The 18005-nt window shown below is 46.6% G+C and carries 15 protein-coding genes; 4 read left to right on the top strand and 11 right to left on the bottom strand.

All coding sequences use genetic code 11. The features are described from left to right. Positions 1-13 precede the first annotated feature (13 nt). On the bottom strand, positions 14-1483 hold the full coding sequence (locus tag FC83_RS05295) for a nicotinate phosphoribosyltransferase (RefSeq protein WP_035454655.1): 1470 nt from the start codon (positions 1481-1483) through the stop codon (positions 14-16). A 96-nt stretch (positions 1484-1579) separates the two neighbouring features. Next, positions 1580-2662 carry a glycosyltransferase gene (locus FC83_RS05300; RefSeq protein ID WP_035454656.1) on the bottom strand — a complete coding sequence of 361 codons (1083 nt, stop codon included), beginning with the start codon at positions 2660-2662 and terminating at the stop codon, positions 1580-1582. Positions 2663-2736: 74 nt separating this feature from the next. Between FC83_RS05300 and FC83_RS05305 the strand changes: the two genes are divergently transcribed. Further along, positions 2737-3447 (top strand): WecB/TagA/CpsF family glycosyltransferase, encoded by a 711-nt coding sequence (locus FC83_RS05305; protein WP_035454658.1) that lies wholly within the window; start codon positions 2737-2739, stop codon positions 3445-3447. 61 nt (positions 3448-3508) lie between these two features. Here FC83_RS05305 and FC83_RS05310 read toward each other — a convergent pair whose 3' ends face one another. The 4 genes from FC83_RS05310 to FC83_RS05325 are packed head-to-tail and all read right to left on the bottom strand — an operon-like array spanning position 3509 to position 8563. Beyond that, positions 3509-4936 (bottom strand): oligosaccharide flippase family protein, encoded by a 1428-nt coding sequence (locus tag FC83_RS05310; protein WP_035454660.1) that lies wholly within the window; start codon positions 4934-4936, stop codon positions 3509-3511. Positions 4937-4942: 6 nt separating this feature from the next. Further along, positions 4943-6055 (bottom strand): UDP-galactopyranose mutase, encoded by a 1113-nt coding sequence (gene glf, locus FC83_RS05315; RefSeq protein ID WP_035454662.1) that lies wholly within the window; start codon positions 6053-6055, stop codon positions 4943-4945. A gap of 15 nt (positions 6056-6070) precedes the next feature. Beyond that, positions 6071-6970 (bottom strand): glycosyltransferase family 2 protein, encoded by a 900-nt coding sequence (locus FC83_RS05320; RefSeq protein WP_035454664.1) that lies wholly within the window; start codon positions 6968-6970, stop codon positions 6071-6073. An 18-nt stretch (positions 6971-6988) separates the two neighbouring features. Then, positions 6989-8563: an O-antigen ligase family protein gene (locus FC83_RS05325; protein ID WP_035454666.1), complete on the bottom strand. Its 1575-nt coding sequence runs from the start codon at positions 8561-8563 to the stop codon at positions 6989-6991. A 324-nt stretch (positions 8564-8887) separates the two neighbouring features. Here FC83_RS05325 and FC83_RS05330 point away from each other — a divergent pair, with 324 nt between their 5' ends. Next, a complete protein-coding gene (locus tag FC83_RS05330; RefSeq protein WP_052004880.1) occupies positions 8888-10801 on the top strand; it encodes a HelD family protein in 1914 nt (637 codons plus the stop codon). Here the strand turns inward: FC83_RS05330 and FC83_RS05335 are convergent. Further along, on the bottom strand, positions 10788-11099 hold the full coding sequence (locus FC83_RS05335; protein WP_035454668.1) for an ArsR/SmtB family transcription factor: 312 nt from the start codon (positions 11097-11099) through the stop codon (positions 10788-10790). The genes FC83_RS05330 and FC83_RS05335 overlap by 14 nt on opposite strands. 97 nt (positions 11100-11196) lie before the next feature. Here FC83_RS05335 and FC83_RS05340 point away from each other — a divergent pair, with 97 nt between their 5' ends. Continuing rightward, complete coding sequence (locus FC83_RS05340; protein ID WP_035454670.1) at positions 11197-11556, top strand: nuclear transport factor 2 family protein; 360 nt, start codon at positions 11197-11199, stop codon at positions 11554-11556. A gap of 56 nt (positions 11557-11612) precedes the next feature. On the opposite strand, the gene FC83_RS05345 is transcribed toward FC83_RS05340, so the two are convergent. The 3 genes from FC83_RS05345 to FC83_RS05355 all read right to left on the bottom strand — a co-directional run bounded on the left by FC83_RS05345 (position 11613) and on the right by FC83_RS05355 (position 15963). Further along, on the bottom strand, positions 11613-12314 hold the full coding sequence (locus FC83_RS05345) for a GntR family transcriptional regulator (protein WP_035454672.1): 702 nt from the start codon (positions 12312-12314) through the stop codon (positions 11613-11615). Positions 12315-12332: 18 nt separating this feature from the next. Then, positions 12333-13478, bottom strand: a complete 1146-nt coding sequence (gene nagA, locus FC83_RS05350; protein WP_035454674.1) for an N-acetylglucosamine-6-phosphate deacetylase — start codon at positions 13476-13478, stop codon at positions 12333-12335. A gap of 157 nt (positions 13479-13635) precedes the next feature. Then, on the bottom strand, positions 13636-15963 hold the full coding sequence (locus FC83_RS05355) for a nitric-oxide reductase large subunit (protein WP_035454676.1): 2328 nt from the start codon (positions 15961-15963) through the stop codon (positions 13636-13638). Positions 15964-16264: 301 nt separating this feature from the next. On the opposite strand from FC83_RS05355, the gene FC83_RS05360 reads away from it, so the two are divergent. Beyond that, entirely contained in the window at positions 16265-17140 is an 876-nt protein-coding gene (locus tag FC83_RS05360; RefSeq protein ID WP_057002485.1) for a helix-turn-helix domain-containing protein, read from the top strand. Between the two features lie 37 nt (positions 17141-17177). Here FC83_RS05360 and FC83_RS05365 read toward each other — a convergent pair whose 3' ends face one another. Beyond that, on the bottom strand, positions 17178-17924 hold the full coding sequence (locus FC83_RS05365) for a tyrosine-protein phosphatase (protein ID WP_082622565.1): 747 nt from the start codon (positions 17922-17924) through the stop codon (positions 17178-17180). Positions 17925-18005: the final 81 nt, after the last annotated feature.

Below are 18005 nucleotides of genomic sequence, written 5' to 3' on the forward strand. Positions count from 1 at the left end.
TTATGTCAAAATTCTAGTCGAAATTTAACGACTCCACATTCTCCCGGACCCGTTGGATGTAATCCATCTTGTGGTCCCATAGTTTCTGAGATAGATCCACGGGATATTCTTGGGGATTTAAGTCCCGTTTGTACTCGTCCCACAAGGAATCTAAACTTTGGGTGCAATAGGTCTTGATATCTTGCAAGGCGGGCAGGCGATATACCAAGTCCCCTTTGACAAAAATGTCGTGGAGCAGGGGGCGAGCTTTGAAGTCTTCCAAAACTTTGTTGATATACGTATAGGTAGGATGGAACATATACAGAGATTTTTGTGCTTGGGGATTTTCGTCCCACAGGGCAATATAATCCCCTTCGGACTTGCCATCTTTTTTATTGTTGGTAATGCGCCAAACTTGTTTTAAACCTGGGGTAGAGATTTTTTCCGCATTATTGGACAACTTGATGGTATCCACCATTTTACCCTGGTCATCTTCAATGGCAACCAATTTGTAAACGGCGCCCAAGGCCGGTTGATCAAAGGCGGTGATGAGTTTAGTCCCCACACCCCATACGTCGATCTTGGCTTCTTGCATCTTCAAGTTTTGAATGGTTTTTTCATCCAAATCATTGGAGGCATAAATTTTAGCGTCGGTGAAACCGGCATCGTCTAATTGTTGCCGGACCCGCTTGGAGATATAGGCCATATCCCCAGAATCGATCCGCACCCCTTGGAAATTGATCTTATCGCCAAATTCTCTGGCCACCTTAATAGCACTAGGCACGCCGCTGCGCAGGGTGTCGTAAGTATCCACTAAAAAGACACAATCCTTATGCGTCTGGGCGTAAGCTTTAAAGCCTTCATAATCACTGCGATAGGTTTGAATCAAAGAATGGGCATGGGTGCCAGAAATGGGGATGCCAAACAATTTGCCAGCCCGGACATTACTGGTGGCATCAAACCCGCCAATAAAGGCTGCCCGAGTGCCCCATAGTGCGGCATCCATCTCTTGGGCCCGGCGGCTGCCAAATTCCAACAAAGGATCAGTGCCGGTGACCGACTTGATGCGAGAAGCCTTGGTGGCAATCAAAGTCTGATAATTGATGACATTTAAAATGGCCGTCTCGATCAATTGCGCTTGAGCCAAGGGCCCTTCCACTTGAAAAATTGGTTCATTGTTGAAGACCAAATCCCCTTCCACCGCCGAACGAATGGTGCAGGTGAATTTGAGATCTTTTAAGTACTGCAGAAATTCTTCGGGGTAATCTTCGGTAGCCCGTAAGTAATCTAGATCACTATCGGTAAAATGCAGGTCCTGCAGGTATTTGACCACCCGCTCTAGGCCGGCAAAAATCGCATAACCGCTTTTAAAGGGATTCTTTCTGAAGTAGCATTCAAAGACGGCGTTGCGCTCAGAGACACCTTTTTCCCAATAGGTGAGCATCATATTGATTTCATAGAGATCAGTGTGTAGCGTCAAACTGTCGTCTGGGTAGTTAGACATAAGTAAACTCCTCGTATGTTTTCCGGTTTAGTTGCATGATAAAATAATATGACTTTCATTATACTGCTTTTGCAGGGGCGGTTCCAAGAATTTTGGCTACTTTTGTGCCTGTTGGTACAAATCTACCATGGTTTTGGCCAGATTGTCCGCGGAGAAATGGCTGGCGGCAAAGTTTTTAAAGGCCTTGCCCCGGTTCACCAAGGTTCCCGCCTCAAATTCCCCGTGGGCTTCAGCTAAAGCTTTGACCAAAGCGGCCTGGTCATCGCTGGGGAAAATCCAGCCTAAATCGGCGTTAGGAATCACCACGTCATCGGAGCCCACTTTGGTGGCAATGGCCGGCAATTCCGCATCGGCGGCTTCTAATAAAACCGTGGGGAAGCCTTCGGAGGTGGATGGTAAGACAAATAAATCAGCTTGGTCGTAATAAGGTTGGGTATTTTCCGTAAAGCCGGCCACGTCTACTTTGTCTTGAATCTGCAAAGTCTTGGCTAAAGCTTTTAAGTCATCTTCCAGGGGTCCATCCCCTAAAATCGTCACCTTATAATCAAAATCCACCTGAGCCAAGGCCTTTAATAACAAGGCCTGATTCTTCACGTAAGTCACCCGGGCCACGTTTAAAATATTAAACGGTTCATGTTCCGGGCGGTCAATGGGCGTGTCGTGAAAATTAATGGCATTAAAAATCGGGGTCATGTCCCCGTCAGGGATGCCGTAGCTATGTAATTCGTCCCGGAAGTAATCCGTGATCAGATACAAGTGCTTAGCTTTTTTCAAAGCGTTGATATTTAATTTCAAGAAGGCCTTGCCTTTCAAACCGCCCTTAGGAAAATCCACATGGGGTTCAGAATGGACGGTGACTACCCAGGTAGCATTGATTTTGTGCTGGATGAAACGGGTCAAGACGTTGGCCCGGGGGCCGTGGGTGTGGACAATGTCAAAGTGGTTATCGTTGACAAAATTACGGTAGCGTTTTAACACACTGAGATCTAGCTGGGAATTTTGGGCAATGACCGTGGTTTTCACCTGATATTCCCGGGCCATTTTAGCCACGGCGCTGTCTTCAAAGACCAATAATTCTGCTTCGATCCCCGGAATTTTGTTCAAGGCGCCGATGAGCCAGACCATATGGGCCCGGCCGCCACCGGTTTCATTCCCGGCATTTACGATTAATATTTTCAAAAAAATCCCTCCGTTAAGTTTTTTTCACACGTTTCTTTGCTATAATTAGGCCATTATCAACTAGGAGTGAGCACATGGCTTTTTCAACTGTATCCGTGATGGATATTCCTTTTATTAAGGCGACCAGCCAAGAATTTTTGGCCCAGTTGCAACAAGATATCGACCACCAACAAAATCGCTTCATCGTAACCGCCAATCCAGAAATCGTCTTATACGCCCGGGATCATCCCGATTACAAAAAATTGATTCTAGGTGCTGATTATATTACACCAGATGGCATCGGGATAATCAAGGCATCCCAAGCATTAAAACAACCCTTGCCCGAGCGGGTCACCGGTTATGACACCATGATGGCCCTGCTGGACAAAGCTAACCAACAACACTTGAAGGTCTATTTGGTGGGGGCTAAGCCTGAAGTCATGGCCAAAGTAGTTGAAAAAATCCAACACAACTACCCGGGCATTGAACTCAGCGGTTACCACGACGGCTATTTCAAAGATGATCAGGCCATCGTGGCCGACATTGCCGCCAAACAACCCCAATTGGTCTTTGCCGGGTTAGGTTATCCCAAGCAGGAACAATGGATTCAGGCCAACTTAAGCAAGACCAAGGCCATTTGGATGGGGGTGGGTGGCAGCTTTGATGTGTTGTCCGGCTTGACCAAACGGGCCCCTAAATTTTGGCAGGACCTGCATTTAGAATGGTTCTACCGCTTCTTAAAAGAACCCACCCGCTTCAAACGCATGCTGGCCATTCCTAAGTTCATGTGGCTGATTCGGAAATAATCCCCATGATACGACAAAAGCTGAGTCTAAACCTTTCTGGTTTTGGCTCAGCTTTTTTGGCTTAACTTTCGCCCCGCTTATGCAAAAAGCGCGTGGCTTGATTTAATACTTTGGGCCGGAGGATCAAGATGGCCAAGCCATACACGACGACCCCAGCGGCCACTTCGATGACCAGGTTCTTAATGGTCATCTGCCAGTGGTCGTGCAAGCCCCGGACGGCGAGGAACAATAAAATCCCCCCCAGGAAGTACTTCCACTGGTCGTTGAACATTTGCTTTAGATCCACTTGTTTGGCAATGGCCAGGACTTGGTAGCCGGTGACCACCACTTCTGCCAAAACGGTGGCCAACATGGCGCCGTTGGCTTGCCACATGATGATTAACGGAATGTTCAAGACAATATTTAAAATGGCTCCCAAAACCACCGAGGTGGTAAATTTGCTATTTTGATGGGTGGCCAATAAATACTGGATCCCGATGACGTTGCTCCAGGCAATCAAAACTACCACGGCGGCTTCAATGACCATCAAGGTCCCGACTTCCGCGAAGGGCTTGCCCAGATATAACACCACAAACTTCGGGGCAATGGCGGCCAGCCCGAAGGCTAGGGGCACGGCTAAAATGCTGACGAAGTGAAAAGCTAAGTATAAATACTTGTTCACATCCGCCTTATCCCCGGCGGCATAAGCATTAGCCACATGGGGCAGCATCACCGTGGCGATGGCCGTTACCACCGATAGCAAAATCTTGGTGATGTTATCGGCGTTGTAATAAAACCCAGAAGATTTATAAGAAATCATGGCCCCCAACATGGTTTTATTCAAAGGCACATAAATTTGGGTGGCCAATTGGGGGATCAACAAGCTCAAGGACTCTAAAAAATGTTTTTTAAAGGTCAAAGCATGCCAGTTGACACCGTCCACATAGCGCTTCAAATACGGCCATAGGGTCAAATTTCCCAACAGGGTGGACCCAGCAATGATTAAAATATAAATCAATAAGTCGGATTTGGTCTTGACCAAAGTGAAGATCAAAACCAAGGACAAAATTTTAATGACAAAATTCCGCAACACCGTGACCTTGAAATTCTCAAAGCCCATAAAGAGATAGGAAATATCGAACATGGCCGCAATGATCGCCACCCCTTGGCCGATATAATAGGGCCGCAAATCCCCGGTGAAGGCCAAAAAGCCGATGAAGGCCACCATGGCCACGGTCATGGCCGCCAAGCGCATGAAGAAAATACTCCAAAAGGCATTGGTGGTGGCTTCTCTATCATGGCGCAGATAGGCAATTTCCCGGTTCCCGTAAAAGGCTACCCCCAAACTCCCAATCAAAATGAAGTACTGCACATTGGAGTTGGTGTAAGCGAAAATCCCGTTATTAGTGGCCCCAATGGTCCGGTTCACGTAAGGTAGGGTGATCACTGGGACGATGACCAAAAATATTTGGTAAAAGGCGTTCCAGAGATAGTTTTTTAAAACTTTCATAAAGGTTTACTTGTTAAATTCCCTTCCAGCCGCTTGCAGGGCGGATAAAATAACCTGGTCCATATTGAAATACTTATACTGGCCTAAGCGCCCGCCAAACAATACGTTAGGCGCCTCAGTAGCGGCGATATCCCGGTATTGCTTGAAGAGGCTATCGTTAACTTGGTTATTCACCGGGTAGTAAGGTTCACTGCCCTTTTGCCAGTCTTGGGGATATTCTCTGGTAATCACCGTTTGGTGCTTGTTGCCCTTGCCGAATTCAAAGTGCTTGTGCTCAATGATCCGGGTAAAAGGTGTTTCGGCGTCCGTATAGTTGATGACGGCATTACCTTGGAAATTCGGCGTATCTAGGGTTTCTTCTTCAAAACGCAAAGACCGGTAAGCTAAAGCGCCGAACTTGTAATCAAAGAATTGGTCGATCATCCCGGTATAAATCACCCGGTCGTAATCTTTTAAGTATTGGGCTTTGTTATCAAAGAAATCCGTGTTTACAGAGACGGAAATCTTAGGATCGTCAAGCAACTTCTCCACGATCTGGGTATAGCCGCCGATTGGAATCCCTTGGTAGGGATCATTAAAGTAATTGTTGTCATAAACATAACGGACTGGTAAGCGCCGGATGATGAAGGCTGGCAGTTCTGTGGCCTTTTGTCCCCATTGCTTTTCCGTATAGCCCTTAACTAATTTTTCATAGATGTCGGTGCCAATTAAAGAAATCGCTTGTTCTTCCAAATTAGTCGGTTTCTTGCCCTTTAAGACTTGCCGTTGTTCGGCAATTTTAGCCTGGGCCTCTTCTGGAGTGGCCACGCCCCACATTTTATTAAAGGTGTTCATGTTAAAGGGGAGATTGTACATCTCACCTTTGTAATTAGCCACAGGTTCATTGGTATAGCGGTTGAATTCGGCGAATTGTTGCACATAATCCCAAATTTGTTTTTGACTGGTATGGAAAATATGGGCCCCATATTTATGCACCTGAATACCTTGGACGTTTTCCGTGTAGACATTCCCGGCAATATGCGGGCGCCGTTCGATCATGTGCACCTTATGGCCATGTTTCACCGCTTCATTGGCAAATACGGCGCCAAACAAGCCGGTACCGACGATTAAATAATTCATACTTGGCTCAACTCCTTAATCCTTGGGAAATTCAACATTGGGATGGAACACAATGCCCGCAAACAGGCCCTTTAAAATCAAGCCCATGCGCTTGGCCCGTTTGTTGGGGCTCTTAAAGGGTACCCGTAACAAGGTGTAAATCGATGCTAGAATATGGCGGGCAAAGTAGCGGCCCCCTTGTTTTTTAGAGATGTAATATAAATTGCGATAGTTATAATAAAACCGATTCAAGCGATTGGGATCTTTCTCCGTGAGGATATCCACTCGCCCATTGGAGCCCATTTTGTGGATACAAATACTATCGGGGACAAAGTACGCTGCTTTGTGCAACACCGTAGTGGTGATCCGCAAGGTATATTCCAAATCGTCGCCCCAAATGAAGAAATCCGTAATGGGATAGCCGATTTGGGCCACCACCGTCCGGGGAATCATGACAGAAACAAATGACGCGCTTTCCACTTTGATCAAGCCCTTTTCGGCGATGTCATTCCAGCCGGTGCGATCCACGTTGGGAATATTCATCAGCGTGGGGTTGTTATCCGTCCACTTCACATTACTACACAAAAAACCAAAATCAGGGGCAATATTGGCCCCTGCTAATAGTTCTTCTAAAGCCGTGGGTTCAGGAATGGTATCATCGTCCATGATCCAAACCAAATCATCTTGGGTTTGGGTCATAAATTGTTTCATCCCCGTGTTAAAGCCGCCGGCACCCCCTAAATTCTTAGCGGTGCGATAGTTGATAATATCGCTTTGGGCCGCTAAGTAGTTGGGCGTGTCGTCTGAGGAATGATTGTCCACGACAACAATATGACTAACCGGGGTAGTTTGGGCCCGAATAGCGGCCAAACACTCCTTAAATAATTCAATTTTATTGAAAGTCACAATGACTGCCGTTACTTTTAAATTTGCCAATTTATTCACCCATTATATTTATTTGTCAAGCTCACTGCCATTAAAATCCAGACTGTCGTTGCGGCGTTTACCACTGCGCAGGCTGTACAACAAATGGCCCTCCACGAAGCCTAAGATAGTGGACTCTGACAAGAAGTCCAACACGTTGCCACTGTAAAAGGAAATTCCTAAAATCAACACGATCCCAAACAACAAGGTCACATGCCAATAGGTCAATAACTCGCGGCGGTCTTTTAAGATCCGGTAAAAACCATACAACATTAAGAAAACATAAGGCATCACCAGCAATAAGACCCCGATATAGCCCATGGAGAACCACTGGGATACAAAGTCCCGCTCCAAGTTAAAGGCGTAGTTCATTCGCGTATAAGTAATGCCTAGCCAGTTGTCCAAAGGATTATTGTTGATTTGTTTGATCCGGACTAATTGCGCCTGTTCCAACTTCCGGAAGCTGGCCCGATCTGTGGCGTTCCAATTCATCATGATGTTGTACCAGAATTGCGGATCCACTTTATAAGAATAACCACCCTCTACAAACTTAGATTGCAAGCCATATTGGGTATAGTTGTTCTTGATGATCGGTGCTAAATCTTTCCGGTCACCTTGGGCCGCTGCTTCAAATTGTTTCTTCAAAGCTTCGTCGCGTTTTTTGGCTTCTTTTTTAGAACCCTCCCGACTGCTGACCACCACGCTATCCACGGTGGCCCGGTTCAAAGTCGGCGAATAGGGTAAGAGAATACCGGACAGTAAGATGAAAGCCCCAAAAACTGTTAAAATTTTGGGATTCAAACGTTCCTTGCGTTGGAATATAGCAAATAATAAATAGATGCCTAACGAACCAAATAAAGCGATCATCACCCCGAAGGTGGACGTCTTGGTGCCTAAGATAAACATGGCCCAAAGATGCACGCCGGCCAAAAGAACCGTTTTCCAGTTAAAGTTAGTGATCATGTAATAAAACAGCATTGGCGCCAGCAATAGCTCTAAGGCTGACACGGCATTGGCATAGTAGAAGAAACTTTTCGCCGCCGTATCCCAATATGTAAAGCCTGTATTCACATCAAACCAGCTAAAGAAGTTGCCGTTGATCCAGTTGCTGCCATAAGACGCCAAGGCGAACCCCAACAAGTCAGTGACCACAATGCTGCCGGAAATCAAGATGGTTAAAGCTACAATGATGCGTAGGAATAATTTACGGCTAATGTTGATTTTATAAGACATCAAAATAACCGCTAAAGGAATCACCATGCGAATCAAATAAAACAGTTCGCCGGTCACAGAAAAGTTTAAATTATTGGTGGCAAAGGTGTAGAAATGACGGGCATTATAAATATGGGCCGCAAAGTAAACCAGCAGGATCAGCCCGTAGCCTAAAATAAAGTAATTCATCTTTTGGTTGCGCTGACTGTAAACAAAAAGCAAGCCAATGACAAATATAAATAAAATCCGAATAATCGTTGGTAATGAGAACGACAACATCTTAGATAGGGGTGGCACGTAGAAAAAATAGATATCCAAAAACGGTTGTAAAATGATAAAAAGCATAAACAAGTTTTTGGTCAGTTGTTTGTATTTATCGTTGGAATTAAACATGTTTTCCTCCTGGAAATATAAAAAGTCCTTACAAGATAATACCAGAAAAAAGGCAATTAAAACAGGGCTCCCGGTAAAATAATCATTTTACCAGCAACCCCAAATTGTCTACAAGTATCTTGATTTTACTGAATTTATGAGTTTAGAAATGCTATATTTGAACGTTCAGGAAACCATGACGGGTCCTAAAACCGAATTGTCCTGCTGCTCCCAATTCACCCAGTCATCTTTCCCTCCATTGTAATTATGGCATAAAAACGGGTCAAAAAGTAGTCTGTTTTTCAACAAAGATTGCTGGTACACTATGGCCTCGGAGGTGTTGGTATGATGCAAGTTGATTTTAATGCAGAACAAGCCCATCTAACAACGATCTACCAGTATTTGGTGGCAGAAATCGCCCGTTTAACGGCGAAACTAGCGGCTTTACAGCAACAAGGCCGACAGTTAAAGCAAAGTTTTAGTAGCGATACGTCCTTAAATTTTGAAACCATCAGCGATAATTTGGATACCTTTGCCAGTATTGAAGCCAATAACCGTCAAATCGATGCCTTAAACGCCCAAGTGGATCAGGCTAACATGCGCTTGCAGGCGGCCCACTTGTTAAAACCCCAAGCTTATTTTGCCCGGGTGGACTTGGTCTTTGACAGCGATACCCCCGAGGCCTTTTACTTGGGCAAAGTGGGCTTTAGCGGGGTTGATGAAACCAATCTGATTTACGATTGGCGGGCCCCGGTGGCTGACGTTTATTATGCCAATCGCCTGGGAGCCACCAGCTATCAGGCCAATGGTCGCCAAATTCCGGTGACCTTGACCAAGCGGCGCCAGTTCGTGATCCAAGGATCCAACTTGTTGCAAGCCTTTGACAACCAAGTGGCCATTAATGACCCTGTATTGCTGGCCGCTTTGGCGGTCAATCGCAGCGGTCAAATGCAAGACATCACCGCCACCATTCAGGCTGAACAAAATGCCATCATTCGCGCCAACGCTGCCCAAGTGCTATTGGTGGACGGGGTGGCCGGCAGTGGTAAAACCTCAGTGTTATTACAACGGGTGGCTTATTTGTTATATCAACAGCGCCAAACTTGGTCGGCAGAAAATATTTTGATTTTCACCCCCAACCAAGTTTTTGCCAAATATATCCAAAATGTCCTGCCCGCCCTAGGGGAATCCAATCCGGTGACCCTGCCCTTTGTGCGCTATTTTCAACAACTGGGGCAACGCTTTGGTTGGTCGCTCCCAGACGCCACTGGCCGCTTTAAGCTGTTAGACCAGCAATTACAGCAGGTGGTGGTTAACGTTGACGTCTTAACCCACCTTTTTCAAGACGACCTGGGCCAGCGTTATTTTCAACAAACTGACCCTCAACAGCCCCTGTTACGGCGGCTGCAAGTTATTTTGCGCCGGCTAGCCGACAAGCCCAGCACAGCTGCCGGGGATCTAACCGCTTGGCTGAGCCAAGTTGACTGGGCCACTATCCTCAAAATAGCCGGGCCTTTAACAGTAACCGAACAGTTTTATATCCTGTTGCGGCTGCAAAATTACCATCAAGATAACATCGCAGCCCTATTCATTGATGAAGCCCAAGACTACACCCCGGATCAATTAACGCTGATCAACCAACTTTTTCCGAAGGCCAGCCTTACCCTAGTGGGGGACCATAATCAGGTGTTAAAGGCCACGGGGGCCACCTTAGCCGAGATGGCGGCTAGCTTTGACCAGCGGCCCCTGGTTCAAAAATACCTGGTGACCAGCTACCGGGCCACCGCCACTATCACGGATTTCTTTGCCCAGTTTGCCGATAACCCCAAGGCTTTAAAAATTCAATCCATTCAGTCCCAGGGCCAACAACCCCAAATTTACGAACAATTGTCCCTGGCCACTTTGGTCCAGGAACTTACCAGCACGTCAACGGGACAACTACTGGGGGTGATTACCCCAGACAACCAAACAGCCCAACAAGTGCTGGTCGCCTTAAAACCCAGCCTGGCCCAGGTCACAGGTTTAACTGGGGATAGTCCAAAACTACCCACCAGCGGTGTGGTGGTCTTACCCTTAGCCGTGGCCAAGGGGTTGGAGTTCGACCAGGTGGTGTTGACCGATTTTGCAACCAGCTTTTACCAGGATCCAATTTTAGGGCAACATCGCCGTTATGTGGCCGCTTCTCGAGCAACAAAAACCCTGACCATTATTAACCGACTCACTGGTCTGCCAACTTCAAAGGCGTCTACCGGTGATTAGCGGCCACAATTGTCCCGATTAAATCAGGAAAGTAGGCGTCTAATTCTTGCCGTCTTAATTGCAGATAACTATGGCGGCCGGCTTTAGAGATCGTGATCAGGCCATTTAATCTTAAATTACGATAATGCTGGGATAAATTACTTTTTTTACCAAGATTTTCAAATAATACACAAGAGACCGGTGCTGCCTGGTCAGCCAAGCGGGTGACAATGGCCAAGCGCGTGGGGTCACTTAAGGATTTCAATAATTGGGCCAGGGTAATGGTTGCCATGGCCGGTACGGGTAATAATTGGGACATTTTGCCACCTTCTTCCCTTTACATTCTATCAGTTTAGTCTATACTAAACAATGACAGACAGTTTAGTGGACGCTAAACTATCCAAGGAGATTTTTATATGGCTCAAAATATGACAACTATTGCCCAGTATTTCGCCCTTTCCGATTTAGCCCCCCAGGACTTAAAGGCCCAAGGGCAAATCAACAATCTTTTTGCAGATAATGCCACCGTCACCGCCGCAGATGGCACCACAATTACGGGGAAGCCAGCTATTGCAGCGTTCTTCAAAGCATTCTTTACCCGCAACCAACAATTACGCCATTTGCAGCACACCGTCAAAACGGTCACGGGTTATCAAGCCCAGTGGGCCGTGGTGGGCCAAAAAGCCGGCCCAACTTTGTTTACCTTGCAGGGCTATGACGACTATCGTTTTACCCCGGCCGGTAAAATCAGCCGCCTGCAGGTCACCACAAGCTAAATGGTATGTAAAAAGCGCTCCGGGAAATTTTCCCGAAGCGCTTTTTTGGTCTCAATTTAACGTTCTAAATAAAATTCAAAGCGGGAGCCCACATATTGGGTCCGGACATATTCAAAGGGGCGGCCAGATTTCAAGAAGGAAACCTGACGTAATTTTAAGATAGCGTCATTGCGTTTGATTTTCAAGAAATCCGCGATGCGTTCAGAGGCCAAGGTGGCGGTGACTGTTTGATGGGCCCCACCCAATTGATAATTGCCCTTGGTCTCTAAGGCGTGATACAAGGAGGCAGTGATTTCTTCCTTAGAGAAACCCTCAACCAGATCAGCCGGCACCGCCGCAGTTTCAAAACTAATGGGCAAGCCATCCGCATAACGGATCCGCTCCATACGCAACACTTGGTTGCCCTGGGGCAATTCCAAGCGTTCCACTTCACTTAACGTGGGGCTGGCCAAATGATAGGAAACCGTTTTGCTGGAAGGCACTTTACCTTGGGCTTGCATAATGTCTGTAAAGCTGGTAATGCCAGACATTTTCTCTTGAATCTTGGCACTGGCCACATAAGTCCCCGAACCCACGTGGCGTTCCAAAATCCCCTCATCCACTAAGGTTTGAATGGCTTGGCGCAGGGTCATGCGGCTGACACCGAACTTTTTAGCCAAGTCCCGTTCAGCCGGGATACGTTGACCCACCCGCCATTTGCCGGCTTCAATATCTAGTCTGATTTGATTGTGAATTTCAATATAAATCGGTGAACGCATGACAATCTTCTCTCCTCTTTAGGCTTCGGGGTGATTTTCTTCCCCAAAGCTATAGGTTGTCTTCAAATTGAAGGCACCATCGAACAAATTCATATCGGCATCTTTGCCAGGTAAAATATAGCCCTTGTGTTCCAAGCCAAACTCATTGGCTTGATTGACACTAGACATTTGCACCGCATCAGCGACACTGCAGCCGGTGAAGCGCATGACATTAACAAAAGCATCAGGATATTGTAACACGGAACCTGCCAAGGTGCCATCAGCTAGCCGGGCTTGTTTATCTTTCACAAAGACTTTTTGGCCCCCCAGTTCGCTTTCACCTTCCGGCATCCCCTTAGACCGCATGGAATCAGTGACCAAATCGATGCGGTGGCTGCCTTTTTGATCATAAGCTAATTTAATCATATCTGGGACGATATGAAAACCATCACAAATCAATTCACAATACATATTATCTTCTAACATGGCATGACCAGTGACGCCGGGTTCCCGATGTTTGAATTCCCGTTGGGCGTTATACAAATGGGTCACATGGGTGGCCTTGCTATGGAGCATTTGGGCCCGGGTGGCATTACTATGCCCCACGGAAGGCACGATGCCATGGCTTAAGCAGTAATCTTCAAAGGCCTGGGAGCCAGGATCTTCGGGGGCATAAGTAATCAATTTCACCATGCCACCGGATAATTCGTTCCAGTGGGCTAATAAATTGGTATCGGGATCTTTGATGTATTGTTCTGGTTGCGCACCCTTATAGGTTGCGGAGATGAAGGGGCCCTCCAAATGCACGCCCTGAATGACGGGATTCTTAGCGGCAGCGGCCTTGACCCCTTCCATAGCATGGTCGATGTTGGCATTAGATTGGGTCATCGTGGTGGCAAACAGCGTGGTGACCCCTTCGTTGGTCATCATTTTATGGGCCATGGTATTGATTTGGTCTGGATCGCCATCCATGGCATCAAAGCCATACCCCCCATGGGCATGGACATCAATGAAACCAGGTACTAATACCCGGTCCCGCAAAATCTCCACGTCGTCGCCGGCTTGGGCTTGGTATTCAGCTACCGGGCCCACATCTAATATTTTATCCGTGAAGCGCACGTATCCGTCTGAAATCTTACTTTCACCTGTATAAATCACAACATGCTTTAAAACTTTCGCCTTCATGCTTAAGCACTCCTCTTATGATTGAATTATCTTAGTTCAGTATAACCGGTATAGACCGATAATGCAATGGTTGGTATACCTGGGGAAATCGGGCCAATTTCCAAAAAAACAAGGCCCCAAAGGACCTTGTTTTGCTGAAATTTAACCGGTTGATTCTTTAATTTTGATCCCACTCTTGATGGGAGTCGGCCATGGCTTTATTTTGGGCCGGCTTCAAATTACGTACGATCTTGTAGACCACTACCAGTAAGACCACCACCCCAGCGGTAAAGATCAAATCGGGGATGATCCTTAACCATAACAAGGTGGCTACGGTGGAACCATGATAGAAACTCAAGAGCCGGGCATGCCAGTAACCATTGGTCAAGGCATCTTTTAATTGTAAGGTCCCCACGGGCATTAGGGTGATGAAGGTCATCCCCGCTAAGCCAATGTTTAATAGCCAACAAGCCCGTTTGAGCCATTTTTCCAGTTTGGCGGTCCAAATTTCTTTTTTAGAAATATTCCGCAGGGTATATAACATAATGGCAATGGAGAACATGCCATAAACCCCGGCCATGGAACCATGGGCATGGGCCGACGTCCATTGGGTGCCATGTTCAAAGTAATTGATGGCCGGTGCGTTGATCAAAAAGCCCAAGGCCCCAGCCCCGATGGCATTCCAAATCCCCGTGGCCGCTAAGAACATGAAAGTCCCCTTGTAGGGAAATTCCAATTGGCTTTCTTTATAAACTTTATAGTGGGTCCAAGCTTCCCAAATCAATAAGCATAAGGGGATGACTTCTAAAGCGGAGAAACAAGCCCCCAGGGACAGCCAGATATTGTGATCACCTTGCCACCAATAATGATGGCCCATGCCCACGACCCCGGCACCTAATAATAAGGTCAATTGGAAATACAAGGCCCGAATCGTAGATTTGCTGGTGGTGAGTTTCATATCCACCATTAACCAACCGATGAGGATCACGGCAAAGGATTCAAAGATACCTTCCACCCAAAGATGGACGATCCACCAGCGCCAGTAATCGGCAAAGGTCACATGGGAGTTTGGCAAAATGAATAAGGAAGCCAGATAAAAGGCCGGAATGGCAATGGCCCCTAAGAATAACAAGGTGGTCAAACGGGTGCGGTCGGTACTGGTGCCAGCCTCGCCCTTGTGGCGAATCGCTGGGATAAAGCCCCGCATCAAGATCACGATCCACAACAACATGGCCACAATAAACAGCCATTGCCAGGCTTTACCCATTTCTAAGTATTCCCAGCCGAAGTGCCCAATGAGCCACCAGCCTTTTTTAACAAAGCCTAAAATGTCGCCCCATTCTCCTAACATACTGCCAGCAACCACCACCAGTAAGCCATAGAACAGGGTATTCACCAAGGCCCCTTGGTGTTTAGGTTCACGGCCCCGAATCCGGGGTACCACATAAATCCCCGTGGCGAGCCAGGCCGTGGCTACCCAGAAAATAACCAATTGCAAATGCCAAGTTTTGGCTAAGTTAAAGGGCCAAATATTTTGCAGCGGAATCCCGAAGAAACTATTTTCCACATAGTAGTGGGCCATTAACTCCCCTAATAAAATTTGCACGAGGAATAAGACCATTACCAATAAGAAGAATTTCCCCGTCTTGCGTTGACTGTCGGAAATCGGCAGATCCGGGTCGATCCGCGGCGGCTTATTTTTACCGTAGGCAAATTCCATATCAAAGTTATAACGCCGTTGCACCCAGATGATGACCCCCACCCCGGCCACTAAGATGGCCACGGAAATAGCCGTCCAAATCATAGCCTCTGCGGGCATGGTATTGCCGGCGTCTAAATCATAGGGCCAGTTGTTGGTGTAAGAAAAGTTTTGGCCCGGCCGATTGGTGGAAGCCATCCAAGCTCCCCAAAAGAAGAAACTGGATAGCTGATCCACCTTATTACCCCGGACCATGTAGGCCCCGGTATTGTTCTTGATCATGTTCTCCGGCAAACCCGCTTGTCTAGGATTATTGATGAACTCCCGGCGATAATAGCGCTGTAAGTAAGTGAAGCCAGCGGCCTGGGCGGGACTTAAGGTCAAGGTATCGGCTTTTTGAGAATAGCGATTGACCTTGATCTCTTTTTTCACCACCCCTTTGATCCCCTCTTGTTGCAGATCAGAAAGGTCCCCCCAAGCTTTGTGGTACTTGGTTTGAGCATAATAGCGGTGCATCCCCTTTAAATAAACATGCAGGGCTTGGGCGGTGTAATCCGGCCCTAAATAAGAGCCATTGCCTAAGTAAGTGCCATAATCCGTCAAACCATAGCGTTCATAGACGGCTTGACCACTGAGTAATGTTTTATGTGAGACTAACGTGTTACCGTTAGTGTTGACGATTTTTGCAGGCCTAGGGGCTTCATTTTTGAATATCAAGAAACCACCGGCAATTAAAATAGAAAAAACAACAATTAGTACCGTAATGAGTATCTTCGTGAGCCTAGCATAAGGCTTTGATGTACGCATTAGTGAACCCTCCTCCTTGATCCATGTCACAGCTAGCGGTAAACCGCTGCCATAAAAATATTAACACGGAATATTCCAAAAATATATAGATAATTGTCAAGAAAGGGGTTAAATAACGATACGCTACAGCTAAAATAAGCCCACAGCAACGCTAGATAGCTATTAAATAATTTCTATATCGGCCTTTAATTCTCATCGAATTTACTTTTTGATATATTTTTGGCATAATTAAGCCATAACTTAATTTCATTTCTGGCAAATCATGGTATGATACACCTATACGAAATAGAGGTTAAACGACATGATCAATCTTGAGAAATTCATTGCCCGCCGCAAGGCCCTGGGGCTATCCCAGCAAGAATTGGCCGCGGGTATTTGTACCCAGGCCACCTTGAGCAAGTTAGAGCGCAATGGCCGGATTCCATCTTTAAAAATTATGACCCAGCTTTGCGAACGCCTGGATTTGACTTTAAACGACCTATTATTGACCGACCCTAATACGTCCCTGGTCAAGGCCACCTTAGAAAAAGCGGAGTTTGAACTCATCACCTTGGAATATGCTCAGGCCAAAGCCCAACTGGCCAAAATCAACACCAAGGACCTGCCGGATACCCTGACAGAAATGACCTACTACTACCTGTTAGGCTACGTCCAAGTCTTGGGGGGCACCGAACCTTTAACGGCTTTATTTTATTTCAACCAAATTCTGACGGACTTAGACCCCAAGGGCCAGACTATCTTTTCATTGCTGGCCTATACCGGTAGCGGCTTAGTCTACAGCCGCCAAGGTAAAAATGACCAGGCGGAATTTTACTTTAACAAAGTTTTTAAGCAAATTTATCACACCCAGGCCACCGACGCCCAATCCGTGGGCCGGATTTTAAACATGTTGTTTTTCTGTGCCCAATTTTATGCCAAAATCAACGAGTTAAAAGTCAGCAATGCCCTGTTGGATTATGCCTACAAGCTCAGCGCCAAGTACCATGTGACCTATTACGTGGCCCGGGTATTGGCCTTAAAAGCTGAAAATACCCACAAGGCCGCCGGATCCCCGGTTGAAGTTAAAAAATTGCTGACCAGCGCCCGGGTATTTGCGGAATTCAATGAAAATGATCAATTGCTCAAACAGATCCAAACCCTCTGGGACGCTCTGGACACTAAAAAAACAAGGCCGTGATCGCCTTGTTTTTTTAGTGGTTGTAAATTTAACTGCTTTAGTCCAAGTATAACTGACGAAAACGGGCCACTTCCGCCTCGGACAATTTTAGACCCTGTTGGACATAATTAGCGAAGGATCCGAATTTTGTATTGATCACCTGAAAATAATGGGTCAGATAATCCCCATCCACCATCAAAGCCGTACCGATGGCTTTTAATTGCTGGTCGGCGAAGCCCTGTTGCTTCAAGTCTGCTAAAATTTGGGCGTTGGCGGTTTTCCGGGCAGCATTGGTTTGCAGATAGTCGGCTAAAATGTCCTGGTCGCTGACCCCCAATAGCTTCAAAATCAAGGCCGCAGCCACCCCCGTGCGGTCTTTACCGGCGAAACAGTGGAAAATAGTAGGTTCGGCCACTTGTAATAAATCTTGCAAAAATTGGTGATAGCCCTTTTGAGCGGAATCACTGAGGGCTAGCTGGGTATAGGTGGCCAGCATATTTTCATGAACATTGCCCTTTTCAGTGATCATTTGCCCTAGGCTGGCATTATTAGTGGTGGCATCCTTTAAAATATCTTGCACCACATAAGTCACCCCGGGCCAAAGGGTATCTGAATAATCAGCCCGCTCGTCGGCACTGCGCATATCCACGATGCGCTTGATACCTAGATCGTTAGCTAAATACTGCTGTTGCTTTGCGGTCAATTCAAATAATTGGCCGGAGCGGTATAACAGACCCGCTTTGACGGTTTGCCCCTGGTCATTTTGATACCCACCCATTGAACGTAAATTTGTAATTTTTTCCAATTTTGTTGCACCCTTTCGGCAGAGCCATAATCAACCCAGCCCAGTTTTAAACAAATTTCTAATCCATCATATCACGGTAGT

The sequence above is a fragment of the Agrilactobacillus composti DSM 18527 = JCM 14202 genome (assembly GCF_001436375.1).
GTDB lineage: Bacteria > Bacillota > Bacilli > Lactobacillales > Lactobacillaceae > Agrilactobacillus > Agrilactobacillus composti.